Origin of the sequence: Pseudomonas putida (assembly GCA_041879295.1) — a bacterium.
GTDB classification, from domain to species: Bacteria; Pseudomonadota; Gammaproteobacteria; order Pseudomonadales; family Pseudomonadaceae; genus Aquipseudomonas; species Aquipseudomonas putida_Y.
This window is the reverse complement of the sequence record CP047152.1, coordinates 1,079,984-1,105,782: the sequence shown is the minus strand read 5'-3', so window position 1 is coordinate 1,105,782 and position 25,799 is coordinate 1,079,984. Positions and strand designations below refer to the sequence as shown.

23 protein-coding genes are annotated in these 25,799 nt (G+C 62.8%); 10 read left to right on the top strand and 13 right to left on the bottom strand.

Going from position 1 to position 25,799, the window contains the following annotated elements:
* Nucleotides 1-105 precede the first annotated feature (105 nt).
* The gene (pmbA, locus tag GST84_05135; GenBank protein XGB11774.1) at nt 106-1,452 is read right to left on the bottom strand and encodes a metalloprotease PmbA; all 1,347 of its coding nucleotides are present in this window, start codon (nt 1,450-1,452) and stop codon (nt 106-108) included.
* A gap of 109 nt (nt 1,453-1,561) precedes the next feature.
* Between pmbA and GST84_05130 the strand changes: the two genes are divergently transcribed.
* Nucleotides 1,562-2,083, top strand: a complete 522-nt coding sequence (locus GST84_05130; GenBank protein ID XGB11773.1) for a ribosome-associated protein — start codon at nt 1,562-1,564, stop codon at nt 2,081-2,083.
* A gap of 57 nt (nt 2,084-2,140) precedes the next feature.
* Here the strand turns inward: GST84_05130 and tldD are convergent, their stop codons facing one another.
* From tldD to GST84_05090, 8 genes are all read right to left on the bottom strand, one after another.
* A complete protein-coding gene (gene tldD / locus GST84_05125) occupies nt 2,141-3,580 on the bottom strand; it encodes a metalloprotease TldD (GenBank protein ID XGB11772.1) in 1,440 nt (479 codons plus the stop codon).
* Nucleotides 3,581-3,582: 2 nt separating this feature from the next.
* On the bottom strand, nt 3,583-4,434 hold the full coding sequence (locus GST84_05120) for a carbon-nitrogen hydrolase family protein (GenBank protein ID XGB11771.1): 852 nt from the start codon (nt 4,432-4,434) through the stop codon (nt 3,583-3,585).
* An 8-nt stretch (nt 4,435-4,442) separates the two neighbouring features.
* Nucleotides 4,443-8,264 carry a TIGR02099 family protein gene (locus GST84_05115; protein XGB11770.1) on the bottom strand — a complete coding sequence of 1,274 codons (3,822 nt, stop codon included), beginning with the start codon at nt 8,262-8,264 and terminating at the stop codon, nt 4,443-4,445.
* A gap of 82 nt (nt 8,265-8,346) precedes the next feature.
* Complete coding sequence (locus GST84_05110; protein XGB11769.1) at nt 8,347-9,804, bottom strand: ribonuclease G; 1,458 nt, start codon at nt 9,802-9,804, stop codon at nt 8,347-8,349.
* A gap of 54 nt (nt 9,805-9,858) precedes the next feature.
* Nucleotides 9,859-10,470, bottom strand: coding sequence for a septum formation inhibitor Maf (locus GST84_05105; GenBank protein ID XGB11768.1), 612 nt, complete (start codon nt 10,468-10,470; stop codon nt 9,859-9,861).
* A gap of 32 nt (nt 10,471-10,502) precedes the next feature.
* The gene (gene mreD, locus GST84_05100; GenBank protein ID XGB11767.1) at nt 10,503-10,991 is read right to left on the bottom strand and encodes a rod shape-determining protein MreD; all 489 of its coding nucleotides are present in this window, start codon (nt 10,989-10,991) and stop codon (nt 10,503-10,505) included.
* On the bottom strand, nt 10,991-12,043 hold the full coding sequence (mreC, locus tag GST84_05095) for a rod shape-determining protein MreC (protein ID XGB15709.1): 1,053 nt from the start codon (nt 12,041-12,043) through the stop codon (nt 10,991-10,993). The genes mreD and mreC overlap by 1 nt, the downstream gene beginning before the upstream one ends.
* A gap of 166 nt (nt 12,044-12,209) precedes the next feature.
* Nucleotides 12,210-13,247, bottom strand: coding sequence for an MreB/Mrl family cell shape determining protein (locus GST84_05090; GenBank protein ID XGB11766.1), 1,038 nt, complete (start codon nt 13,245-13,247; stop codon nt 12,210-12,212).
* 205 nt (nt 13,248-13,452) lie between these two features.
* Between GST84_05090 and gatC the strand changes: the two genes are divergently transcribed.
* The 5 genes from gatC to GST84_05065 all read left to right on the top strand — a co-directional run bounded on the left by gatC (nt 13,453) and on the right by GST84_05065 (nt 18,271).
* The gene (gatC, locus tag GST84_05085) at nt 13,453-13,740 is read left to right on the top strand and encodes an Asp-tRNA(Asn)/Glu-tRNA(Gln) amidotransferase subunit GatC (protein ID XGB11765.1); all 288 of its coding nucleotides are present in this window, start codon (nt 13,453-13,455) and stop codon (nt 13,738-13,740) included.
* A 15-nt stretch (nt 13,741-13,755) separates the two neighbouring features.
* Complete coding sequence (gatA, locus tag GST84_05080; GenBank protein XGB11764.1) at nt 13,756-15,207, top strand: Asp-tRNA(Asn)/Glu-tRNA(Gln) amidotransferase subunit GatA; 1,452 nt, start codon at nt 13,756-13,758, stop codon at nt 15,205-15,207.
* An 11-nt stretch (nt 15,208-15,218) separates the two neighbouring features.
* Nucleotides 15,219-16,664 (top strand): Asp-tRNA(Asn)/Glu-tRNA(Gln) amidotransferase subunit GatB, encoded by a 1,446-nt coding sequence (gene gatB / locus GST84_05075; GenBank protein ID XGB11763.1) that lies wholly within the window; start codon nt 15,219-15,221, stop codon nt 16,662-16,664.
* Between the two features lie 128 nt (nt 16,665-16,792).
* Nucleotides 16,793-17,167: a septal ring lytic transglycosylase RlpA family protein gene (locus tag GST84_05070; protein ID XGB11762.1), complete on the top strand. Its 375-nt coding sequence runs from the start codon at nt 16,793-16,795 to the stop codon at nt 17,165-17,167.
* A gap of 60 nt (nt 17,168-17,227) precedes the next feature.
* Nucleotides 17,228-18,271: a calcium/sodium antiporter gene (locus GST84_05065; protein XGB11761.1), complete on the top strand. Its 1,044-nt coding sequence runs from the start codon at nt 17,228-17,230 to the stop codon at nt 18,269-18,271.
* A 143-nt stretch (nt 18,272-18,414) separates the two neighbouring features.
* On the opposite strand, the gene GST84_05060 is transcribed toward GST84_05065, so the two are convergent.
* The 3 genes from GST84_05060 to GST84_05050 all read right to left on the bottom strand — a co-directional run bounded on the left by GST84_05060 (nt 18,415) and on the right by GST84_05050 (nt 21,855).
* On the bottom strand, nt 18,415-19,776 hold the full coding sequence (locus GST84_05060) for an amino acid permease (protein ID XGB11760.1): 1,362 nt from the start codon (nt 19,774-19,776) through the stop codon (nt 18,415-18,417).
* 56 nt (nt 19,777-19,832) lie between these two features.
* On the bottom strand, nt 19,833-20,774 hold the full coding sequence (locus GST84_05055) for an AEC family transporter (protein ID XGB11759.1): 942 nt from the start codon (nt 20,772-20,774) through the stop codon (nt 19,833-19,835).
* A gap of 193 nt (nt 20,775-20,967) precedes the next feature.
* Entirely contained in the window at nt 20,968-21,855 is an 888-nt protein-coding gene (locus tag GST84_05050; protein XGB11758.1) for an acyl-CoA dehydrogenase, read from the bottom strand.
* A gap of 160 nt (nt 21,856-22,015) precedes the next feature.
* Here GST84_05050 and GST84_05045 point away from each other — a divergent pair, with 160 nt between their 5' ends.
* Nucleotides 22,016-22,771, top strand: a complete 756-nt coding sequence (locus tag GST84_05045) for a GNAT family N-acetyltransferase (GenBank protein XGB11757.1) — start codon at nt 22,016-22,018, stop codon at nt 22,769-22,771.
* Nucleotides 22,771-23,559, top strand: coding sequence for a 1-acyl-sn-glycerol-3-phosphate acyltransferase (locus tag GST84_05040; GenBank protein XGB11756.1), 789 nt, complete (start codon nt 22,771-22,773; stop codon nt 23,557-23,559). The genes GST84_05045 and GST84_05040 overlap by 1 nt, the downstream gene beginning before the upstream one ends.
* A gap of 112 nt (nt 23,560-23,671) precedes the next feature.
* Here GST84_05040 and GST84_05035 read toward each other — a convergent pair whose 3' ends face one another.
* Nucleotides 23,672-24,256 (bottom strand): DUF479 domain-containing protein, encoded by a 585-nt coding sequence (locus tag GST84_05035; protein XGB11755.1) that lies wholly within the window; start codon nt 24,254-24,256, stop codon nt 23,672-23,674.
* A 150-nt stretch (nt 24,257-24,406) separates the two neighbouring features.
* Between GST84_05035 and GST84_05030 the strand changes: the two genes are divergently transcribed.
* Both GST84_05030 and GST84_05025 read left to right on the top strand, forming a co-directional pair.
* Nucleotides 24,407-24,709, top strand: coding sequence for a helix-turn-helix domain-containing protein (locus GST84_05030; protein ID XGB11754.1), 303 nt, complete (start codon nt 24,407-24,409; stop codon nt 24,707-24,709).
* Nucleotides 24,710-24,726: 17 nt separating this feature from the next.
* On the top strand, nt 24,727-25,776 hold the full coding sequence (locus GST84_05025; protein ID XGB11753.1) for an alkene reductase: 1,050 nt from the start codon (nt 24,727-24,729) through the stop codon (nt 25,774-25,776).
* Nucleotides 25,777-25,799: the final 23 nt, after the last annotated feature.

Sequence of the window (25,799 nt, the reverse complement as noted above, 5' to 3'; positions counted from 1 at the left end):
CATTACAAGAGGGGATGATGAAACAAAAAACCCGGCGCAAGGGCCGGGTCTTAGGATTTGCAGAAAAAGTTTAGAGCCTGTAGCAGCCCGTTCGCGGGCTAACGATCAGCTACCAGCAACGGTCATGCGCTCAATCAGCACCGAGCCCGTATGGATATTGCTGCGGGTTTCAAGATCGCTGCCAATCGCGACAATCTGCTGGAACATGTCTTTCATGTTTCCGGCGATGGTGACTTCCTGCACGGCATGCTGGATCTCGCCATTTTCGACCCAGAACCCCGCCGCACCACGGGAATAGTCCCCCGTCACCATGTTCAAGCCATGCCCCATCAGCTCGGTCACCAGCAGCCCGCGGCCCATGCGGCGAATCAGCGCGGCCTGATCTTCGATACCGTGGCTGACGAACAGGTTGTGCACGCCACCGGAATTGGCCGTACTTGGCAAACCCAGCTTGCGCCCGGAATAGGTACCCAGCAAGTACGACACCAGCTCGCCTTTGTCGACAAACGGTTTGGCATAGGTGGCCAGGCCATCACCGTCGAACGCGGCGCTGCCCAACGCACGCGGAATATGCGGACGCTCGTCCAGGGTCAGCCAGGAAGGGAACAGACGCTGACCAATGGTACCCTCCAGGAACGACGACTTGCGGTAGAGGTTGCCGCCGGAAATGGCCGACAGGAAGCTACCGAACAGACCACCGGCCAATTCGGCCGAGAACAGCACCGGTACCTCGCAAGTCGGCACCGGCCGGGCGCCAAGGCGGCTGGCAGCACGCTGGGCAGCGCGCACGCCGATGCTGCGCGGGTCGGCCAGCAGGTTGCCCTGGCGGTTCACGTCGTACCAGTAGTCACGCTGCATCTGCCCGTCGCCTTCGGCAATCATCACGCAGCTCAGGCTGTGGCGGGTCGAGGCGTAGCCACCGATGAACCCATGGCTGTTGCCATACACGCGGCAGCCCTGGTGGGTATTGAGGGTGGTGCCATCAGCGTTGAGGATGCGCGGGTCGGCGTCGAACGCCGCCGCCTCGCAGGCCAGGGCCATTTCAATGGCCTTCTCGGGCTCGATATCCCAGTCGTGGTACAGGTCCAGATCAGGGATTTCACGCGCCATCAGCGCCGCGTCGGCCAAGCCCGAGCATTCATCCTCGGAGGTATGCCTGGCAATTGCCAGCGCTGCGGCGACAGTCTCGCGAATCGCCTCCGCGCCACTGGCAGAGGTGCTGGCCGAACCTTTACGCTGGCCGACATAGAGGGTGATACCAAAGCCCTGGTCGCGGTTGAACTCGACCGTTTCGACCTCCCGCTGGCGTACGGTGGTGGACAGCCCCTGCTCCAGCGACACCGCCACTTCGCAGGCACTGGCCCCCTGACGACGCGCCTCGGCGATGATCGCCTCGACCTGTTCCTGCAATGCTGGCAAGTCTTTCGGACCTACGCTCTGGACTGCACTCATGGTTCTCTCCACTCAAATTCTGCGTACGGCTTGGGGTCATTCTACGACCGGGCCGGACAAGCGGCCCCCGACTGGTTATCATGGCGGCGATTTCTAGCGGACTGCCACCATGGTTGATTCAAACGACGACGCCTTCGACGGCGAAAAAAGCAAAACCCAGATCAAGCGCGAACTCCATGCGCTGGTCGAACTCGGCGAGCGGCTTACCACGCTCAAGGCCGATACCTTGGCGCGCCTGCCATTGACCGACGAGCTGCGCAAGGCACTGGCCGAAGCCAGCAAGCACACCGCTCATGGCGCCCGTAAACGCCACATGTCGTTCGTCGGCAAGCTCATGCGCGTGCAAGACCTCGATGCCATCCACGCCCTGCTCGAGCAGATGGACAGCTCGACTCGCCAGTACAACGAACGCTTCCACAGTTTGGAGCGCTGGCGTGACCGGTTGATCGACGGTAACGACGAAGACCTCGAGCGCTTCGTCAACGAGTACCCCGACACCGACCGCCAGCAGTTGCGCTCGCTGGTGCGCCATGCCCAGCACGAGAAGGCGCGGAACAAACCGCCTGCCGCCGCGCGCAAGGTGTTCAAGTACATTCGCGACCTCGACGAGTTGCAGCGCGGGCTACGCTGACAGGCTGGGCCGCTGTGGGAGTGGGCATCGCCACTCCCACAACGGTTCCCGAAACCATCAAGCCCCGGTACCGCCCACGGTAATCGCATCCAGTTTCAAGGTAGGTTGGCCCACCCCGACCGGCACCGACTGCCCGTCCTTGCCGCACGTCCCTACCCCGCTGTCCAGTGCCAGGTCGTTACCGACCATCGAAACCCGGCTCATCGCCTCCGGACCATTGCCGATCAGGGTTGCGCCCTTCACCGGCGCGGTAATCTTGCCGTCTTCGATCAGGTAGGCCTCACTCGTGGAGAACACGAACTTGCCGCTGGTGATATCCACCTGCCCACCACCGAGGTTGGCGCAGTAGATACCCTTCTTCACCGACGCGATGATCTCCTGCGGGTCGCTTTCGCCGGCACGCATGTAGGTGTTGGTCATGCGTGGCATCGGCAGGTGCGCGTAGGATTCACGACGGCCGTTACCGGTCACAGCCATGCCCATCAGGCGCGCGTTCAGCTTGTCCTGCATGTAACCCTTGAGCACGCCATTCTCGATCAGCGTGGTGCATTCGGTCGGGGTGCCTTCGTCATCCACGCTCAGAGAACCGCGGCGGCCTTCGAGGGTGCCATCGTCGACGATGGTGCACAGGCTCGACGCCACCTTCTCGCCAATCCGGCCGCTGAACGCCGAACTGCCCTTGCGGTTGAAGTCACCTTCCAGGCCGTGGCCGACCGCTTCATGCAGCAGCACGCCCGACCAGCCCGAGCCCAGCACCACCGGCAAGGTACCGGCCGGTGCCGGTATCGCCTCCAGGTTGACCAGGGCCTGGCGCAACGCCTCGCGGGCATAACCCATGACCCGCTCTTCGGTGAAGAAACGGTAGTCGGTACGGCCGCCACCGCCCTGTCCGCCACGTTCGCGACGGCCATTCTGCTCGACGATGACGCTGACATTGAAGCGCACCAGCGGGCGTACGTCGGCAGCCAGGCTGCCATCGGCCGCAGCAATCAGGATGCGTTCCCAGACCCCGGCCATGCTCACGCTGACTTGCTGAATGCGCGGGTCCAGAGCACGGGTGGCGGCATCGACACGCTTAAGCAGCTCGACCTTTTCGGCACGGCTGAGCACGTCCAACGGGTTGTCCGCGGTATACAGGGCGGCCACCTCCTGACTGCGGAAAGCTTGCACCCTGCCGTTTTGCCCGGCACGGGAAATCGAACGGGCGGCACGGGCTGCCGAGGTCAGCGCTTCAAGGTTGATCGCGTTGCTGTAGGCGAAGCCGGTTTTTTCGCCGGACTGGGCACGCACGCCCACGCCCTGGTCGAGGTTGAAGCTGCCCTCTTTGACGATGCCGTCTTCCAGCGCCCAGGTTTCCGAGATCTGGCCCTGAAAATACAGGTCGGCGGCGTCGATGCCGGGGCCAGCCAACTCACCCAGCACGCTCTGCAGGCTGTCCAGGGTCAAGCCGCCTGGGGCCAGGAGCTGCTCACTGACGGTGGATAACATCTGGCTCATAGTCACTCCGAGGTGTGCGCAGGCCGCAACGCGCCCTGCGAAAAAAAGCGCCGGTGCGATACCACCGGCATGCGCGCCCGAATGGACGCTTGTTCTTCAATGTCGCGCTCGGCAAGCAGTACCGCTTCACCTTGCGCCTGTTCTGCGAGAATGCGTCCCCAAGGGTCGACGATCATCGCATGGCCATGGGTTTCCCGTGGGCCAGGGTGGGCGCCGCCCTGTGCCGCAGCCAGCAGATAACACTGGGTTTCGATGGCCCGGGCTCGCACCAGCACCTCCCAATGTGCTGCGCCGGTCACTGCAGTAAAAGCAGCCGGTGCGGTGATCAGCTCCGCGCCGGCGGCGCGCAGCGCGCTGTACAGTTCGGGAAAGCGCAGGTCGTAGCACACGCTAAGCCCAAGCCGCCCGAGCGGCGTATCAGCCACCACCACCAGAGCACCCTGCGCGTAGTCATCCGACTCGCGGTAGCGGCCCCGATTGTCGGCCACATCCACGTCAAACAGGTGCAGCTTGTCATACCGTGCCACCACCTCGCCGTGTTCATCGATCAACAGCGAGCACGCATGGGCCTTGGCATCGGGCTGGCCGACCGGTGGCAATGGCAAGGTACCGGCAACAATCCATAACTTGAGGTCGCGGGCGGTGCGTTTCAACCATGGCAGAATAGGCCCTTCCCCCAAGGCCTCGGCACGGCCGATGGCAGCAGCGTCCTTGCGCCCCATGGCGGCAAAGTTTTCCGGCAGCACCGCCAACCGTGCGCCGCCGGACGCGGCCTGCTCCAACAGGGCACCGGCACGCTGCAGGTTGGACTGCACGTCGTCCTGGCTGACCATCTGGATTACCGCTGCCTTCATGGGTACTCCTAGCGGGATTTTTCGAAAGGTTTCACAAATGTGATTCTAGGCTCTTTCCATGGCCCTTCGACACGGTAGTGCACGCTGGCAAAGCGTGACACGCGGTCACCGATCAGCCGATCGACCAGGAACAGTGCGCCACCCACAGCTGGCGCGCCGACGATCAACGCTGCCAGCGGCAGGTTGTTGGTCACCGGCAGGCTCACCTGCAGGTCGGCATCGACCCGGTCGCTGACCATGTCCAGCGTGCCGTCGAGCTCGAAGTTGCTCGACGGGCCGGTCACGGTAATCGGTTTGCGGGTTACGTAGACGCCACTACTGGCCACCAGCAAGCCCTTGACCCGGTCATAGGCCAGGCCCTTGTCAAACAGGTCGGAAAAGTCCAGACGCAGGCGACGGCCAATCGAGTTGAAGTTGAGCAGGCCGAACACCCGCAGTGCCTGTGCACTGCCTTCGACCTCGACGAACTGGCCGGTGCGCAGCGCTGCATCCAGGCTGCCCGAGAAGCGTTTCAGGCCCACCGCGGCCGGCGAACCCGGCCAGCGGCCATCCACATCCAGGCGGAAGTCGCGGCTGGTCACAGTCGGGGCAAAGCCCCAGGCTTTGAGCACATCCGCCAGGTTCTTGCCATCAAGGCGCCCTTTGTACCAACTGCTGGTTTTGCCCGTTTCACCCTCCCAGCCACCACCGCCATCAATGCGCAACCCCTTGAGGTCGAGGTCGATATCACTGGCCTTGACGCCACGTGCGGTCGGCCGCAGCTTGATCGAGGCGCTGCCGTAAAGATCGTCACCTCGATAAAGCTTGTCGATGCTCAGGTCCAGTGCCGGGACTTTGCGCGGATCGAACGAGGACAGCGGGTCGGGCCCGTCTTCAGCCTGCTGTTCAGCGGCGCTGGCGGCAGGCAGGCGCAAGGTCTGCATGCGCACGACCATGGGCGCGCCCTTGGCATCCGGTACGCGTGCGTTACCGATGACCTCCTTGCTGTCGAGGCGCAAATCCCAGGCTGGCCCGGCCCGGGCCAGGCGAACTACGGCCTGGTTCAGGTCCATGCCGAAGGCTTTCAACTGGCCGATGCTCAGGTCGACGCTTTGCAAGTTCTGCCGCGCGCTGCCACCCGGGTCGTCGCCAGCAAGCTGGGCAGCCTTTTCCTGCCAAGGGGCCAGGTCCAGGGTCTCCAGGCGCCCGCGCACCCTCAGCCCTTGGCTGACAGGTACCCGGGCGTCGCCTGTACCCAGCACCAGCTCGCCACGGCCCTGAGTCAACTTTTCGGCCGGCGCAGCATAGGCAAAGCGGGCAAGGTCGGCGTAGGCGGCATCGAATTGCCGCTCCGGGCCCTGAAGGCTCATGTTGAAACGGCTGTCACGGGTATCTGCTGCCGCTTTGCCGAACGGAGCCGGCAAGTCGATGGCCAGGCCCTTGAGGCTGGAAGTGACACTCAGGCGGTTGTCCCGGCTCCCCAGACTGAGCTGCAACTGATACGGCAGGTCACCGGATGCCGGCAAAGCCTGGTTGAATTGCAGCCAGTCAGTCAGCGTCTTGAGCGATACCTGGCCATTGGCATTGATGCGGGTCTGCATCTGCCCAGCCTGACCTTCAGCGGTGATTCGAGCCGTTACCGGCTTGCCGAAGGCCTGTAGGCTGATGCCCTTGCCACTCAGGCCCTTGTCGAAGTCGAAGCTGAAGTCGCCCTTCAGGCGGTTCAACTCCAGGCTCGGCGGGGCAACCTTCAGGCGCGCGTCACTGGTGGCGAAGTCCACCTGCACTTTTGGGCGCTGCCCATGGGTCAGCGGGATATCGAGCTTGACCTTGCCCTTCAGCGGCCCCTCACCTTCCCAGCCGGCAAAAATCTCACCGGTGCCGATGGGCGCTTCCTTGAGAATCTTCAGGCCATCACCCAGGCTACCGTCGAAGTCGCCGTCCAGATAAAGGTGGCTGTGCTGGTCACCGTCAACATGCGGGATATCGACTTTCACATCGCTGACCTTGGTGTCGAGCAGCACGCCTCGCCGGGCCATGATGCGCACGCCACTGTCCTCGATGAACACATCGCCATCCACATGCTGCACCTGTGGCCAACCAGGCTGGAAGTCCAGGGCGGCGTCATGCACCTTGAAGAACAGGCTGATGCTGCGCGCTTCCGGCGCTGCGCCATGGTTCAGCGAGCCCTGATACTGGAAATAACCCTCGTCCACGGCACCTTTGACGATAGCGCTGCGCAGCCATTCGTCGAGCGCCGGGCTGAGCACTTCGGGCAGGTACTTGGCGGTATAACGGCCATCGCCTTCGGTCAGGCCGACGCGCAGGTCCATGTAGTCCTCGCGGCCCTCCTCGAACAACAGGCGAATCAGGAAGTCACCGGCGATCTTGCCCTCTTCGCCCAGCACCTTGAGGTAGGGCGCAACCAGGGTGAAACCGTCTTTGTCCAAAGTCCAGGTCAGGCGCGCATTCGCCTTCTGGTAGTGCCAGGGCTTGGCGAAGATCGGGTACAGATGCAGCATGAACGCATCGGTATCCAGGCGCAGCTCGCCATGGCCCAGATCACCCCTGATGCTGCCACTGACGTTACCGGCCGCCGGGGCGTTGTGATAAGCATCGAAGCCTACTTTCTCCAGGTTGGCTGCAAACTGCAGGCGCTGGTCACCCTCGGCCTTGGGCCTGGCCTCGAGGCGCACATTGCGCAACGTACCGGTTACCTTCAAGCCATCGACCACATCCTTTACCTTGTCCGGCAGCGGTGCCAGGGCATCGATCAGCGGGGTCAGCGGTGTGAGGTCGAGGCGGTCCGCCTGTAACTGCCAGCTTTCATCGGCTGCGTTCTGGCCAGGGCGCTGCTGCAACTGCAGGTGAGACTCCCAGCGAGCCTTACCGAGGTCCATGGCCAACGAGTCGACGACTACGTCGAAGCCTTGCTCCCGCCGCTGGAACCACGCACCAAAAGCCAGATTATTCAGGTTGGCAGCCTTGCGCCCGGCATAGGCGCCCTCCAGCCTGGGAGCATTGAGCCGTACGACGGCCCGTTGCAACTGTCCCTTGCCCCAGTTGACCCAGAACTCACCGCCTGCCCGCAGGGTATCAGCATGCCACTGCCCCAACACCCGGGGCGGCAGCCAATGTGCCCAGTCACTTTGCGGCAGGCTCAAATAGGCTTCTACCTCGCCATCGCGCCAAGCTTCGGCCGACATATGGCTGTTCAGGCTCAGCGCCAGGGGCTGGCCGTCGGGCAGGGTGGCACGCAGGTCCAAGGCCTGGCGTGTGGCACCGGCCTGCACGCCGGCACTCACATAAGTCAGGGTCAGCGGGTCGCGCTGCCAGGGGTGCAGGGTGACCAGACTGTCGAACACATCGATGCGCCCCAGCTGGCGCAAGCGCTGCAGCAGGTCGGCAGGGTCCAGCGGTGCATCGTCCTTTTTAGGTAGGCCTTCGAGGCTCCAGGCGCCCTGCTCGTTCTCGCGAAGGATCAGTTGCAGCCCGCCCAGCTGAATACGCGCCAGGCGCACTTCGCGGGCGGTAAGGCTGGCCCAGATGTCGGGCACCACCATGACCTCGTCCAGCCGCAGCGCCTTGGCGCCTTCGCCCAATTGCAGGTCGCGCACCCGCAACACGGGGGCCAGTCCGCTCCAGTGCCCTTCCAGGGCACCGACATGCACGGGCAGGCCCAGCGCCTGCTCGGCCTTGCTTTCTACATCGGCACGGTACTCGGCTACCAGCGGCACCAGTTCACGGCCAAGGCTGACATATAGCGCTACCAATACTGTCAGCAGGGCACATATGCCCAACCCCCAGCGGGTCAGAGCGACAAGAACGCGGTTCAGACGTCCCATGGCCATGGCCCTCCAAGTCGTTTATCCATGATGGCCGGTACTGCCGGCTTTGCCAGCCCGACGACGCAGTGGCGTGTTTCAGAAGGCCTCAGAGCAGCACCACGTCGTATTGTTCCTGCGAATACATCGACTCGACCTGGAAGCGAATGGTTCGACCGATGAAGGCCTCCAGTTCCGCCACGTTGCCTGATTCTTCATCCAGCAGGCGGTCGACCACCTTCTGGTTGGCCAGCACACGGTAGCCTTCAGCCTGATAGGCACGGGCCTCCCGCAGGATCTCGCGGAATATTTCGTAACAGATGGTCTCGGGTGTTTTCAGCTTGCCGCGGCCCTGACAGGCCAGGCACGGCTCGCAAAGCACCTGCTCCAGGCTTTCCCGCGTGCGCTTGCGGGTCATCTGCACCAGGCCCAACTCGGTGATGCCAATGATGTTGGTCTTGGCATGATCGCGCTCCAGCTGTTTTTCCAGGGTACGCAGTACCTGGCGCTGGTGATCTTCGTCTTCCATGTCGATGAAGTCGATGATGATGATGCCGCCAATGTTGCGCAGGCGCAGTTGTCGGGCGATGGCGGTAGCGGCCTCGAGGTTGGTCTTGAAGATGGTTTCTTCGAGGTTGCGGTGGCCGACGAAAGCCCCGGTGTTGACATCAATGGTGGTCATCGCTTCGGCCGGGTCGACCACCAGATAGCCGCCGGACTTCAACGGCACCTTGCGCTCAAGGGCCCGCTGGATCTCGTCTTCGACGCCGTACAGGTCAAAGATCGGGCGCTCGCCCGGGTAATGTTCGAGGCGGTCGGCAATTTCCGGCATCAACTCGCCGACGAACTGTGTAGTCTTCTGGAAGGTTTCCCGCGAGTCGATGCGGATCTTCTCGATCTTCGGGTTGACCAGGTCGCGCAGGGTACGCAGGGCCAGGCCAAGGTCTTCGTAAATGACCGTGGGCGCGCCGCAGGTCTTGATCTGGGTGCCAATTTGCTCCCACAGGCGGCGCAGGTAGCGAATGTCCTGCAAGATCTCCTCGGCACGCGCACCTTCGGCGGCGGTGCGCAGGATGAAGCCGCCGGCATCCTTGATGTTCTCGCTATCCATGCAGTCGCTGACCACCTGCTTGAGGCGATCACGCTCGGCTTCGTCCTCGATTTTCAGCGAAATACCGACATGACTGCTGCGCGGCATGTACACCAGGTAGCGCGACGGAATTGATAGCTGAGTGGTCAGGCGCGCACCCTTGGTGCCGATCGGGTCCTTGGTCACCTGCACCACCAGGGCCTGCCCTTCGTGTACCAGTGCGGTGATGTTCTCTACCGCCGAGCCTTCACGCTGGGAAATTTCCGAGGCATGGATAAACGCAGCGCGCTCAAGGCCGATGTCGACGAAGGCCGCCTGCATGCCTGGCAGCACACGCACCACCTTGCCCTTGTAGATATTACCGACGATGCCACGGCGCTGGGTGCGCTCGACGTGCACTTCCTGCAGCACCCCGTTTTCCACCACCGCCACACGTGACTCCATCGGGGTGATGTTGATCAGGATCTCTTCACTCATGGCAGGCTCTCGTCAAAGGTTCTTTCTAATGATGGATGGCGTATGCACTGCTGGCTACTGCGGGTTTGTTACCTCTGGCGTATGCGCGGGCGATTGCCAGCAGGCAATGCCGAACTGGCCAAGCAAATCCGCCGTTTCACAGAGCGGCAAGCCGACCACCGCCGAGTAGCTGCCAGAGAGGCCGGTGACGAACACCGCACCCAACCCCTGGACGGCATAGCCGCCTGCCTTGTCGACCGGCTCGCCGCTGGCCCAGTAGCGCTGCGCTTCATCGGTACTGATGGCGCGAAAGCGCACCTTGCTGGTAACGCAAAAACTGTGCACCCGCTGGCCATCGTCCAGGGCAACAGCGGTCAGCACCTGATGCTCGCGGCCCGACAGGTCAGCCAGCATGGCCAAGGCATCTTCGCGGTTTTCCGGTTTGCCGAGAATACGACCATCGAGCACCACGGCAGTGTCTGCGCCGAGCACTACAGCCGGCCCGTCGACACGGGCCAGGCCGGCGGCGGCCTTTGCCCGGGCCAGGCGTTCGACGTAGGCAGGGGCGCTTTCGCTGGGCAGCGGAGATTCATCGACGGGGGCATTGATGACAATGAATGGCACGCCGATCTGCGTCAGCAGTTCACGACGACGGGGCGAGCCGGAAGCCAGGTATAGCGGGGTCATGCAGACATCTCCCTGTCAGCGGCACATTGCCGTCAGTTGATATGCAAGCGTCGACGCAGGTCGCGCAAGGCAAAGCTGATCCACGGCCAGAGCAAGGCACTGATTACCGCCGACCAAACCAGCGCCAAGGTGGGCAGGCGGTTGCCGGTCAGTGCGCTGAGCCATAGCTGGATCAACTGGGCGATGCCAAAGATCACCAGAATGACCAGGCTTTGCTGCCACATGGGGAACATGCGCAGACGCTGCTGCAGGGACAGCACCAGAAAGGTGATGAGGGTAAGGACCAGCGCATTCTGCCCCAGCAGGGTGCCATACAGCACGTCCTCGGCCAGGCCCAGCACGAATGCCGTGGTCATGCCGACTTTGTTCGGCACGGCAAGGGTCCAGAACGACACCAGCAAGGCCAGCCACATGGGCCGGAACACCTCCATGAACTGCGGCATGGGAGAAACACTGAGCAGCAGGCCGATGGCGAAAGTAAGCCAGATGATCCAGCCGTTGTTGCGGCGTGATGCAGCCATCATTGCCTCCGGGGTTGAGCGGGTGCGGCCGGCGTGGCAGGTGCAGCAGCCGGGGCTGCGGGCTGCGCGACCGGAGTGACCGGAGCTGCCGGTGCGACCGCCGCGGCCGGCGTACCAGCGGCTGGCGCAACCTGATCACCGGTAGCGGCCGGCTGACCAGCAGGTGCAGCCCCCTTGCGGTCAGCCTCCTCCTGAGCAATGGCGGCATCGGTGGCGCGCTGCTCCGGGCTACGCCGGTCACTGAACACCAGCAACATATAGCGGCTGCGGTTAAGCGCGGCGGTGGGGATGGCGCGGACGATGGCAAAGGGCTGGCCGGAATCGTGGATCACTTCGTTGACCGTGGCCACCGGGTAACCGGCAGGAAAGCGCTGCCCCATGCCGGAACTGACCAGCAGGTCGCCTTCCTTGATGTCGGCAGTGTCGGCCACATGGCGCAACTCCAGGCGCTCCGGGTTGCCAGTGCCGCTGGCAATGGCACGCAGACCGTTGCGGTTGACCTGCACCGGAATGCTGTGGGTGGTATCGGTCAGCAGCAGCACCCGCGCGGTGTAGGGCATCAACTCTACGACCTGGCCCATCAGGCCGCGGGCGTCGAGCACCGGCTGGCCCAGAAAAACACCATCACGCTCACCCTTGTTGATCAGAATGCGGTGGGTAAACGGGTTGGGGTCGACACCGATCAGCTCGGCCACTTCGACCTTTTCGTTGACCAGCGCCGAAGAGTTGAGCAACTCGCGCAGCCGCACGTTCTGCTCGGTCAGGGCCGCCAGCTTCTGCAGGCGCCCCTGCAGCAGCAGGGCTTCAGTCTTGAGCTTCTCGTTTTCGGCAATCAGCTCGGTGCGGCTACCGAACTGGCCGGCCACACCTTGCCAGGCACGCTGCGGCAAATCGGTGATCCAGTACGACTCCATCAGCACCAGGCCCATCTGGCTGCGCACGGGCTTGAGCACGTCAAAGCGCGCGTCGACAACCATCAACGCGACTGACATCACCACCAGAACGAGCAGGCGAACGCCCAGCGAAGGGCCCTTGGAGAAAAGCGGTTTAATGGGCCGTTCCTCGTGGACGACTCAGGAGGTCATTGGACATGGGACAACGCACCAGCCTGGTTGCGGATTGACGGTTACGGCGCCCCAAACGGGCACCAGCGCAGCACATACAGGTAGCACTGTGCGTACTACCTGTAAACCGGGCGCTCGTGAACAGCAAGCGTGATCACTCGCTGGAGAGCAGGTCCATCGCGTGCTTGTCCATCATTTCCAGGGCGCGACCGCCGCCACGGGCGACGCAGGTCAGCGGGTCCTCGGCAACGATTACCGGCAGGCCGGTTTCCTGGGCCAGCAGTTTGTCGAGGTCACGCAGCAGCGCACCACCACCGGTCAGCACCAGGCCGCGCTCGGCGATGTCCGAAGCAAGCTCCGGCGGCGATTGCTCGAGGGCGCTCTTGACCGCCTGGACGATGGTCGCCAGCGATTCCTGCAGCGCTTCGAGCACTTCGTTGGAGTTCAGGGTGAAGGCACGCGGTACGCCTTCGGCCAGGTTACGACCACGTACGTCGACTTCACGTACTTCGCCACCTGGGTAGGCAGTACCGATTTCCTGCTTGATACGCTCGGCGGTGGATTCGCCGATCAAGCTGCCGTAGTTGCGGCGCACGTAGGTAACGATGGCTTCGTCGAAGCGGTCACCGCCCACACGGACGGACTCGGCATAGACCACGCCGTTCAGCGAGATCAGGGCGATTTCAGTGGTACCACCACCGATATCGACGACCATGGAACCGCGGGCCTCTTCAACCGGCAGCCCTGCACCGATGGCAGCGGCCATCGGCTCTTCGATCAGGAACACTTCACGGGCACCCGCACCGAGGGCCGACTCGCGGATGGCGCGACGCTCGACCTGGGTCGACTTGCACGGCACGCAGATCAGCACGCGCGGGCTTGGCTGCAGGAAGCTGTTCTCGTGAACCTTGTTGATAAAATATTGCAACATTTTTTCGCAGACGCTGAAGTCGGCGATGACGCCGTCCTTCATCGGACGAATGGCTGCAATGTTGCCAGGCGTACGGCCCAGCATGCGTTTGGCTTCGGTACCGACGGCGACGACGCTTTTCTGGTTGCCATGGGTACGGATGGCAACAACCGAGGGCTCATTCAGGACGATACCGCGCTCACGCACGTAAATAAGGGTGTTGGCAGTACCCAGGTCGATAGAAAGATCGCTGGAAAACATGCCACGCAGTTTCTTGAACATGGGAAAGTGACCCTGGGGAAAGCGTGGGTAAAAAAGTGCGGCAAACTCTAACAATGGCAGGGATTTTGGGCAAGGAGCCAATATGTTAAATTGGCTGTTTTTCCGAGCACGCCAGCAGAATTTCGCGGCCGTTAGACCGCCAGAAAGCTGACATGTTCCTCACTGCGGACCCAAATTCCGTTCTTTGTTTCCCTTGGAGATCCTCATGGCGCTTGAACGCTGCGACGTGGAAAAGATCGCCCATCTGGCCCGCCTGGGCCTGAATGATGGCGAACTGCCACGCATTACTGACGCCCTGAACAGCATTCTCGGCCTGGTCGACCAGATGCAAGCGGTCGATACCACTGGCATCGAGCCCCTGGCCCACCCGCTGGAGGCCAGCCAGCGCCTGCGTCCCGACCAAGTCACCGAAAGCAACCAGCGCGACGCCTACCAGGCCATTGCGCCGTCGACCGAAAGCGGTCTGTACCTGGTTCCCAAAGTCATCGAGTAAGGGATAGAGCCTGCCATGCATCAATTGACCCTGGCCGAGATCGCCCGCGGACTCGCCGACAAATCGTTTTCTTCCGAAGAGCTGACTGGCGCGCTGCTGGCGCGCATCAAACAGCTCGACCCACAGATCAACAGCTTCATCAGCATCACCGACGACCTGGCCCTGGGCCAGGCGCGTGCCGCCGATGCCCGGCGCGCCGCTGGCGAAACCGGCGCGCTGCTGGGTGCACCGATTGCCCACAAAGACCTGTTCTGCACCAACGGCGTACGCACCAGCTGCGGCTCGAAGATGCTCGACAACTTCAAGGCGCCCTATGACGCCACGGTGGTCGCCAAGCTGGCCGAAGCCGGCATGGTCACCCTGGGCAAGACCAACATGGACGAGTTCGCCATGGGTTCGGCCAACGAATCCAGCCATTACGGCGCGGTGAAAAACCCATGGAACCTTGAGCACGTTCCGGGCGGCTCGTCCGGTGGTTCGGCCGCTGCAGTGGCCGCGCGCCTGCTGCCCGCCACCACGGGCACCGACACCGGCGGCTCGATCCGCCAACCCGCGGCACTGACCAACCTCACCGGCCTCAAGCCAACGTACGGTCGTGTGTCACGCTGGGGCATGATCGCCTACGCCTCCAGCCTCGACCAAGGCGGCCCGCTGGCCCGCACCGCCGAGGACTGCGCGCTGCTGCTGCAAGGCATGGCCGGCTTTGATGCCAAGGATTCCACCAGCATCGAAGAACCGGTGCCGGACTACAGCGCCAGCCTGAACGCTTCGTTGCAGGGCCTGCGCATCGGCCTGCCGAAAGAGTACTTCGGCGCCGGCCTCGACCCCCGCATCGCCGACCTGGTCCAGGCCAGCGTCAAAGAGCTGGAAAAGCTCGGTGCAGTGGTCAAGGAAATCAGCCTGCCGAACATGCAGCATGCCATTCCGGCCTACTACGTGATCGCCCCGGCTGAAGCCTCTTCCAACCTGTCGCGTTTCGACGGCGTACGCTTCGGCTACCGCTGCGAAGAGCCCAAAGACCTCACCGACCTGTACAAGCGCTCACGCGGCGAAGGCTTCGGCGCTGAAGTACAGCGCCGCATCATGGTCGGGACCTACGCCCTGTCGGCCGGTTACTACGACGCCTACTACGTGAAGGCGCAGCAAATCCGCCGCCTGATCAAGAACGACTTCATGGCCGCCTTCAACGATGTCGACCTGATTCTCGGCCCGACCACGCCAAACCCGGCCTGGAAGCTTGGCGCCAAGAGCAGCGACCCGGTTGCCGCGTATCTCGAAGACGTCTACACCATCACCGCCAACCTGGCGGGCCTGCCAGGCCTGTCGATGCCTGCGGGCTTCGTCGACGGCCTGCCGGTCGGCGTGCAGCTGCTGGCGCCGTACTTCCAGGAAGGCCGCCTGCTTAACGTCGCGCACCGCTACCAGCAGGTGACCGACTGGCACACCCGCGCCCCCAACGGCTTCTGAGGAATTCACACATGCAATGGGAAGTTGTGATCGGGCTGGAAATTCACACTCAGCTCGCCACCCAGTCGAAGATCTTCTCCGGCAGCGCTACCACCTTTGGCTCCGAGCCGAATACTCAGGCCAGCCTGGTTGACCTGGGCATGCCCGGTGTACTGCCGGTGCTGAACGAGGAAGCCGTGCGCATGGCGTGCATGTTCGGCCTGGCCATCGATGCCGAGATCGGCAAGCGCAACGTGTTCGCACGAAAAAACTACTTCTACCCGGACCTGCCCAAGGGCTACCAGATCAGCCAGATGGACCTGCCGATCGTCGGCAAGGGCCACCTGGACATCGCGCTGGAAGACGGCACCATCAAGCGCATCGGCGTAACTCGCGCGCACCTTGAAGAGGACGCCGGCAAGAGCCTGCACGAAGACTTCAGCGGTTCCACCGGTATCGACCTGAACCGTGCCGGCACCCCGCTGCTGGAAATCGTCTCCGAGCCTGACATGCGCAGCGCCAAGGAAGCCGTCGCCTACGTCAAGGCGATCCACGCGCTGGTGCGCTACCTGGGCATCTGCGACGGCAACATGGCCGAAGGTTCGCTGCGCTGCGACTGCAACGTATCGATCCGCCCGAAAGGCCAGACCGAGTTCGGCACTCGCTGCGAAATCAAGAACGTCAACTCGTTCCGCTTCATCGAGCGCGCGATCAACAGCGAAATCCAGCGCCAGATCGACCTGATCGAAGACGGTGGCAAAGTGGTGCAGGAGACCCGCCTGTACGACCCGAACCGTGACGAAACCCGCTCCATGCGCAGCAAAGAGGAAGCTAACGACTACCGTTACTTCCCCGATCCGGACCTGCTGCCGGTGGTCATCGAGGACAGCTTCCTCGAAACCATCCGCGCCGGCCTGCCGGAACTGCCCCCACAGAAGGTCGAGCGTTTCCAGAGCCAGTACGGCCTGTCGGCCTACGACGCCAACGTATTGGCTTCCAGCCGCGAACAGGCAGACTACTTCGAAGAAGTGGTGAAGATCGGGGGGGATGCCAAGCTGGCGGCCAACTGGGTCATGGTCGAACTGGGCAGCCTGCTGAACAAGCTGGGTGTCGAAATCGATCAGGCGCCGGTCAGCGCCGCGCAGCTGGGCGGCATGCTGCTGCGCATTCGTGACAACACCATCAGCGGCAAGATTGCCAAGACCGTGTTCGAGGCCATGGCCGCCGGTGAAGGCGATGCTGACAGCATCATCGAGAGCAAAGGCCTGAAACAGGTTACCGACACCGGGGCGATCGACAAGATGCTCGACGAAATGCTGGCAGCCAATGCCGAGCAGGTCGAACAGTATCGTGCAGCCGATGAGGCCAAGCGCGGCAAGATGTTCGGCTTCTTCGTCGGCCAGGCCATGAAAGCCTCCAAAGGCAAGGCCAACCCGGGGCAGGTGAACCAATTGCTCAAGGCCAAGCTCGAAGGGTGATGATTTTCCCCCTGTAATGCTGCGAGGGCTTCGCCCTCGTTCGCGGTTGAAGCCGCTCCTACACAAGCCAGCGCTTCACCTGTAGGAGCGGGTTTACCCGCGAATGGCCGCACCGGAGAGCACCTGACTTGCTAAAACGATCCCTCGGCACCCTCGCCCTGTTTTCTTTCCTGGCCGGCTGCGCCAGCCATGACATCGACCCCCGCGGTTACGACCAAACGGGCACCGCTTCCTACTACGGGTCGCGCCACCACGGTAAACGCACCGCCAGTGGCGAACCGTTCAACCAGCACGGCCTTACCGCCGCCCACCGCAGCCTGCCTTTCGGCACGCGTGTACTGGTCACCAACATGGCCAACCAGCGCAGTGTGGTGGTACGTATCAACGACCGTGGCCCGCACACCCGCGGCCGCCTGATCGACCTGTCTCGCGCAGCAGCAGAAAAAATCGGCATGCTCCGTAGCGGAACAGCGCGCGTGCGGGTACAAGGGCTTAGCGACTGACGCGACAGGAGTCCGACCATTTTCGACCTGGCCACCCTTCCCACTTTTAGCCTGCTGCAAATGGGCGTTGCCCTGCTGTTGCTGGTCGGCGGCGCCGAGTTACTGGTGCGCTCCGCTTTGCGCCTGGCGCAACGCCTGCATGTTCGTCCGCTGATCATAGGCCTGAGCCTGGTGGCCTTCGGCAGCACCGCGCCACAATTGACCGTCAGCCTCCAGGCTGCCTACCAGGGCGCGCCGGATGTGGCAGTAGGCAGCGTGATAGGCAGCAACATCTTCAACGTACTGGTCATTCTCGGCCTGGCCGCACTGATCATCCCGCTGCGGGTGTCACGCCAGCTGGTGCGCCTGGACATTCCATTGATGATCGTCGCCAGCGGGCTGGTGTATGCACTGTCCGCCAATGCCCGCCTGGGCAGGGTTGAAGGGGCACTGTTATTGCTTGGGCTGGCCGGTTACCTGGCCATGCTCTGGCACCAGTCGCGCCACTACGCACGCACCTACCCTGCCCCGGACGCCGCCAGGTCAGGTGCCGGGCGCTTCTGGGCAGGTACGCTGCTGCAGGTACTGGTCGGCCTTGGCCTGCTGAGCCTGGCGGGCCACTTGTTACTGGAAGCTGCCATCGAGGTGGCCACCGACCTGGGCCTGTCCGAGCGCATCATCGGCCTGACGGTGGTTGCCATCTGCACCTCCCTGCCGGAACTGGCCGCTGCGCTGATCGCCGCCTTGCGTGGCGAACGGGAGATCGCGGTGGGCACGGTGATCGGCAGCAACCTGTTCAACCTGCTGGCCGTATTGGGCCTGACCGCACTGATCACCCCGGAGCCACTGTCGATTTCGCCTAACGCGCTGTCTTTCGATCTGCCTGTAATGCTCGGCGTTGCCGTACTGAGCCTGCCAGTGTTCTATTCCGGTTACCGCATCACTCGCGCCGAAGGCCTGGTGTTTCTTTGCCTGTACCTGGCCTACGGCCTTCATGTGGCGGCTTTTACCATGGGTATGCCGCTGGCTGGCCGCCTGGAGCGATTGATGCTGTTCTATGTACTGCCGGTGCTCGCCACAGTGCTGCTGTACACCACCGTGCGTGCCTGGCGGAGGCAGCATTGAAAGGCATGGAAGTGGCACGCGTCAGGGCCGCCAGACGCATGCCTTTAGGCTTTCATCGCCTGTGAGATCGAGCGCCACCCGCGCGGCGCTCGATCTCACAGACACCGAAAACCTAACGGCATACCCCTTACGAACAAACCCGATCAGCCCTTGGCCTGGCGCGCCTTCTTCATCTTGAAGGCGAGCCACAGCACAGCGATCCATGCCGGGATCAGCATTACCGAGATGCGAATTGGCGGCGTCAGGTACATCACCACCAGGATCAGCACAATGAATGCCAGGCACAGGTAGTTGGTCAGTGGGTGCCCCAGGCTTCTGTAGAAAGGGGTGATGCCGGCAGCCAGCTTGGCCTTGCGGAACTTCAGGTGGGTGATGCTGATGCTCGCCCAGTTGATTACCAGCGCAGACACCGCCAACGCCATCAGCAAGCCAAAGGCCCCACCCGGCATCAGGTAGTTGATCAGCACGCACAGGCCGGTCGCAAAGGCCGAGACGCCCAGCGCGGTCAGCGGCACACCGCTACGGCTTACCTTCAGCAACTGACGCGGCGCATCGCCCTGGCTAGCCAGGCCGAACAGCATACGGCTATTGGCGTACACACAGCTGTTGTACACCGAGAGCGCAGCCGTCAACACCACGATATTGAGGATGGTCGCCACCAGGTCGCTGTCCAGTTCGTGGAAGATCATCACGAACGGGCTGCCGCCCTGCACCACCTTCTGCCAAGGGTACAGCGACAACAGCACTGCCAAGGCACCGATGTAGAAAATCAGGATGCGGTACACCACCTGGTTGGTGGCCTTGGGGATGCTCTGGCGCGGGTTGTCAGCCTCGGCAGCCGTGATGCCGACCAGCTCCAGGCCACCGAACGAGAACATGATCACCGCCAGGGCCATTACCAGACCAGTGACGCCGTTAGGGAAGAAGCCGCCGTACTGCCACAGGTTGGCCACGCTGGCATCCGGGCCACCATGACCGCTGCCCAGCAACCAGGCACCAAAGCCGATCATGCTGACGATCGCTACCACCTTGACCAGGGCGAACCAGAACTCCATCTCGCCATAGACCTTTACCTGGGTCAGGTTGATCAGGTTGATCACCACGAAGAAGATCGCCGCCGTGGCCCAGGTGGGGAAGTCCGGCCACCAGTACTGCACGTAGATACCTACCGCCGTCAGCTCGGCCATGCCGACCAGCACGTACACCACCCAGTAATTCCAGCCTGAGACAAAGCCGGCAAACTCGCTCCAGTATTGGTGGGCGAAGTGGCTGAAGCTGCCGGCGACCGGCTCTTCCACCACCATTTCGCCCAGCTGGCGCATGATCAGGAAGGCCATCAGGCCGGCGATGGCGTAGCCCAGCAACACGGAGGGGCCGGCCAACTGAATGGTCTGGGCAATGCCCAGGAACAAGCCGGTACCGATGGCCCCGCCCAGCGCGATCAGCTGGATATGGCGATTCTTCAGCCCGCGCTGTAACCGCTCGGGCGTGCTCTGGTCTTGCATGAAGTGTCCTTTAGCTCAGTGAGGCAGTGTTGTTGCTGTTATTTGCAGTCAAGGATCTAGATCCATCCGCCCCACTGCAAGATGAAAATACCAATGTTGGTGGTGATCGCCGCCATTAGCGTGGTAATCACGATGATCGACGCGGCCAGTTCATGATTGCCGTTGGCCGCCCGCGCCATCACGTAGCTGGCTGCAGCGGTCGGGCTGCCCATGTACAGGAACAGGATGCCCAGCTCCGCCCCGCGAAACCCGCAAAACCAGGCCCCAAGGGTGCCGAGCAGCGGCAGCCAGAGCATTTTCACGAGGCTGGCATCGATGGCCAGCCGGCCACAGTTACGCAGCGCTGCCAGTGACAGCGTGCCACCGATACAGATCAGCGCCAGCGGCAGGGTCATCTGTGCCAGGTAGTCACCCGAGGTCAGCAACCAGTTAGGCAGCGGCACCTGACCGTAAGCCATCGGTGCGGCCACCAGCACGCTGATGATCAGCGGGTTGCTGAAAATGCTCTTGCAGATACTCCACGGATCGGACTTGAGGTCCGGGCTGTACACCGCCAGTACCACCGCTGACAGCGAGTTGTACATGAGGATGACCAGGCCTGCGAGCACCGCCCCCAGGGAAATGCCATAGTCACCGTACAGGCTGGCGGCCAGGGCCAGGCCGATCACACCGTTGTTGCCGCGGAAGGCGCCCTGGGTATAGATGCCCCGGTCGGCCATCGGGCTGCGCCAGATGGCCATGCCCCAGGCAATGCCGAAACCGGCCAGGGTGGCGACGATGAAATACAGGAGGACACCGGGCTTGACCGCTGCGGCCAGGTCGGCGTGGTAGATGCCGAGGAACAGCAGCGCCGGCATGCAGACGTTGAACACCAGCTGCGAGGCGACACGGTTGAAGTTGTCGTCGATCAAGTGTATGCGTTTGAGCAGGACGCCCATGAACAGCATGGCGAATACCGGCGCCGTGATGTTCAGGGTCTGGATAAGAAGGGCGAGCATGCGCAAGCGATCCTGGAGGGGTTGCCGTCAGGCGGCCAATGATACGTCAACGGCCGGGATTTGCGGGGATCAAGCGCGATAAAAGGAAATGCCTTTCAGGTTTTCCGATGCCTTCACCGGCCTCTTTGCACGTAAACCCGCTTCCACAGGTACCACGCCGCAACTCATCGGCTCATACATACCTGTCAGCCATTCATGACAAGCCCGCAGCAACCCAAGCCTTGTTCAGCCGCTTCTCCCGCGCCGACGCCGCCAGCGCCATCACCCCCTGGTCACGCTGCCAGATTTGCGCCCAATGTACCGGCCCTGTCGCCAACGCCGCATCTATCTCCCCCCGCAACGCCTGGAACTGCGCAAACAACCCGCCCAGCAACAAGTGACAACCCATGCTATCGGCACACTGGCGGCTACCCTCGGCACAGCCGGCCAACAGCCCAAGCAACTGCAGGCGCAACCCCTGCGGCCAGGCGCACTCTTGTCCCACGCCATATAACCAAGCGGTCAGCGCCGTGAGCACATACAAATCCTCCAGCGAACGGAACGGCTTCACATAGGCATCCCAACCGTCACCGGCCAGCAACTCGCACGATGCCTGCTCCAGCAGCAATCGGCCATGGCCGACTTCCGGCATCAGCGGCAGAGTTGGCAATGGCTCCAGTGTAACCCCCGGCTCCCCGGGGTAAACCACCGCCAGGCTCAGTTGCGGCGCAGCGCCAGCCGCTTCGCTACGCGCAGCCACCAGCAACCACTCCGCCTCCAGGCCAGCAGTAACGAAGTCTTTGCAACCCGACAGCCGCAGAGCATCCAGCCGTGTGTGCATGTCTGCCGGCCGCACGCTGCGCCGCTCGGTGGCACACAAGGCGCCAAGGCTGTGCGGCGCACTGGGCCACAGCACGCGAAGGGCAGCCTGGTAACCCACCAGGAAGGCCAGGCCCGGGGTGGCCATTGCACGCCCGCCCAGTACCGCCAGTTCGAACGGGGCAACCGGGCCGAGGCGCTCAAGCAGCGCGGCGTAGGTTTCGCCCAGGGTGCCTGTCGGCGCGAGGCGAAGCGGATCGTTGAGTCGTTGCAACCAGGCCATGGCACAGCTCCTTGCTGGAGGGCTTTCAGTTAAGGCTCAGGGTGTGTCACGCAAGCATCACCAAAGATTCACAGGGGTGACACTGGGTCTACCTAGGCTGACTTTGCACAACAAAGCCGACCGGCCGCAACCCTTCTTGGCTGGCTTATGGAGACTCGTAATGACTCGGATCGCTACCGCTGGCGACTACAGCACTGAACGCCGTCTGCAAGCCGAACGCCTGGTTGGCGCCGCGGCGCTGCAAGAAGCCCAAGCCTTGCGCTACAGAGTATTCAGCGCAGAATTCAAGGCCAAGCTCAAAGGTGCCGAGCAAGGCCTGGACATGGACGACTACGACGTGCACTGCCGCCACATTGGTGTACGCGACCTGAGCACCGGCGAACTGGTTGCCACCACCCGCCTGCTCGATCATCAGGCCGCCAGCAGCCTGGGCCGCTTCTACAGCGAAGAAGAGTTCAGCCTGCACGGCCTGTTGCAGCTGCAAGGCCCGATCCTCGAGCTGGGCCGGACCTGCGTGGCCCCCGACTACCGCAACGGCGGCACCATCGCCGTGCTCTGGGGTGAACTGGCCGAGGTGCTCAACGAGGGCCGCTACAGCTATCTGATGGGCTGCGCCAGCATCCCCATGCAGGACGGCGGCGTACAGGCCCATGCAGTGATGCAGCGCCTGCGTGAGCGCTACCTGTGCACCGAACACCTGCGAGCCGAGCCGAAGAACCCGCTGCCGAAACTGGCCCTGCCCAACAACGTCATTGCCGAAATGCCACCGCTGCTCAAGGCTTACATGCGCCTGGGCGCGAAGATTTGCGGCGAGCCATGCTGGGACGAGGATTTCCAGGTGGCTGACGTGTTCATCCTGCTAAAACGCGACGAGCTGTGCCCACGCTACGCCCGCCACTTCAAGGCGGCGGTCTGATGCCGAAGTTGCGGGTACTGGCCCGCCTCATCCGACTGCTGCTGGTGCTGACGCAGGGCATGCTGATGGCCAGCATCATCGCCTTGGGAGAACGCTTGGGCTTCAAGGCGCCGATCGAACGGCGCCAGCGCTGGACCTGCCTGTTCATGAAGCGCCTGGTCGCCGCCCTACCCTTCGACGTGAAGGTAGTTGGCGAACTTCCACAGCGGCCGATGCTGTGGGTCAGCAACCATGTTTCCTGGACCGACATACCCCTGCTTGGCATGCTCACGCCGCTGTCTTTCCTGTCCAAGGCCGAAGTTCGCCATTGGCCGGTGGCCGGCTGGTTGGCGGAAAAGGCCGGCACGCTGTTCATTCGCCGTGGTGGTGGCGACAGCCAGCGCCTGCGCGAACAGATCGCCGGGCAACTGGGTCTGGCCCGCCCGCTGCTGATATTCCCCGAAGGCACCACTACCAGCGGCCGCACGTTGCGCACCTTTCATGGCCGCCTGCTGGCAGGTGCCATCGACCGTGGCGTGGCAGTGCAGCCAGTCGCTATCCAGTACCTGCGTGATGACCAGATCGACCCGGCAGCGCCGTTCATTGGGGAAGACGACCTGGTGTCGCACCTGATACGCCTGTTTGCCCTGCCGCGGGGCGAGGTATGCATCCACCTGCTGCAGCCTATCGGTAGCGTGGGCAAGGAACGTGCGGTGCTGGCATTGCAGGCGCAACAGGCGATTCACCTGGCGCTGTTTGGGGTTGAAGACGTGGAGATGGCGCCACGTCGACAGGCGCGGGCTGCCTGAATGCGTGTACTGCCTGTTCTGGCTCTTTCGCGGGTGAACCCGCTCCTACACCGAGCGCATTGCCCGTAGGACCGGGTTTACCCGCGAAGGGGCCAGTATCACCCACACACCTCTAACTGTCAGACCTCCGCCCTACCGCCGCAAACGCCTGCAGCTGCGGGTAGAACTCGCGAAAATCCGCCAGCAGCGGCTCATACAGTCGCTCCAGTTCCACCATCACCCCGGCCATCCCCTCAGGCCGTGACAAGCGCCGGGCAATGCCGTTGAACACCTGCTCCAAGGTGGCAAAATCGCCATACGCCCCTAGCCAGTCATCCGCTGCCATGAAAGGCGCAATCCGCGCCAACCGCCCAGGCAGCTCGGGCTCTGCCAGCAGTACCCGATAAAACGCGCCAGTGAACTGCTCCAGCGGCTGTTCGGCGTAGTGGCTCCAATGCCGTGCCAGGCAATGGTCGAAAAACACGTCCAGAACGATGCCGGCAAAGCGCCGCCGCTCGCGCGGAAAACGTGCCAGAGCCGCTAGCACCAACGGGTGCTGGTCGGTGTAACTGTCGATATGCCGGTGCAGCCGGATGGCCGCCTCCAGCGCAGGCGGAAAGCGCCCTTCCAACGAGCCTTTGACAAAGTCGCCATAAAGGCTGCCAAGCAGTTGTTGCGGCGCCGGACCGCCCAGGTGCAAGTGTGCGAGGTAGTTCATGAGCGCAGTCTAGCACCGCCGCCCAGCATATCGTTATAACGCGATATATCGATTCGTACTCAGCTCAGAACGCCTTCGTATTTGTATATCGGAATTCAGCGAATTATATTTCGTCCTATCGCGATATACCGCTACAGCGAGCCTCAAACCATGCCACTCGATCTCGACGAAATCATAAAAGCACTGGCCCACCCGGTCAGGCGAGAAATTCTCAGCTGGCTGAAAGACCCGGCAACCCAGTTCCCAGACCAGTACCACAGCACCGAAAACGGTGTGTGTGCCGGGCAAATCGACCAGCGCTGCGGCCTGTCGCAGTCGACGGTCTCTGCCCACCTGGCCACGTTGCAGCGCGCCGGGCTTATCAGCAGCCAGAAGATTGGCCAATGGCACTTTTTCAAACGCGACGAAGCCACCATCCAGGCGTTCCTCGAACAACTGCGCCAAGCACTTTGACAAGGCAGGTAACCGCTATGACCACGCTTTTCGATCCAATCAAACTGGGCGACCTGCAACTGCCCAACCGTATCATCATGGCCCCGCTCACCCGCTGCCGCGCCGATGAAGGCCGCGTGCCCAATGCGCTGATGGCCGAATACTACGTACAGCGTGCCAGCGCCGGGCTGATCCTCAGCGAGGCCACTTCGGTCAGCCCCATGGGCGTCGGCTACCCAGATACCCCCGGCATCTGGAACGATGAACAGGTCCGTGGCTGGAACAATGTGACAAAGGCCGTACATGCCGCAGGCGGACGTATCTTCCTGCAGCTGTGGCACGTGGGCCGAATCTCCCACCCCAGCTATCTGAATGGCGAACTGCCTGTAGCCCCCAGCGCGATCCAACCCAAGGGCCATGTGAGCCTGGTGCGCCCACTGAGTGACTACCCCACCCCACGAGCACTGGAAACCGAAGAAATCAGCGACATCGTCGAGGCCTACCGCAGCGGTGCCGAAAATGCCAAGGCTGCCGGTTTTGATGGTGTGGAGATCCATGGCGCCAACGGTTACCTGCTCGACCAGTTCCTGCAAAGCAGCACCAACCAGCGCACCGACCGTTACGGCGGCTCGCTGGAGAACCGCGCGCGCCTGCTGCTGGAGGTGACCGATGCGGCCATTGAAGTGTGGGGCGCGCAGCGCGTAGGTGTGCACCTGGCACCGCGTGCCGACGCCCATGACATGGGCGACGCCGACCGCGCCGAGACCTTCACCTATGTGGCCCGAGAGCTGGGCAAGCGCGGCATCGCCTTTATCTGCTCGCGGGAGCGGGAAGCCGATGACAGCATCGGGCCGCTGATCAAAGAGGCATTCGGTGGCCCGTACATTGTCAACGAGCGTTTCGACAAGGCCAGTGCCAATGCCGCCCTGGCCAGTGGCAAAGCAGATGCCGTGGCGTTTGGTGTGCCGTTCATCGCCAACCCCGACCTGCCGGCACGGCTGGCAGCCGATGCGCCGTTGAACGAGGCACATCCCGAAACTTTCTATGGCAAGGGGCCGGTGGGTTACATCGATTATCCGCGGTTGTGATCGAGAGCCGTTCGCAGGCACGC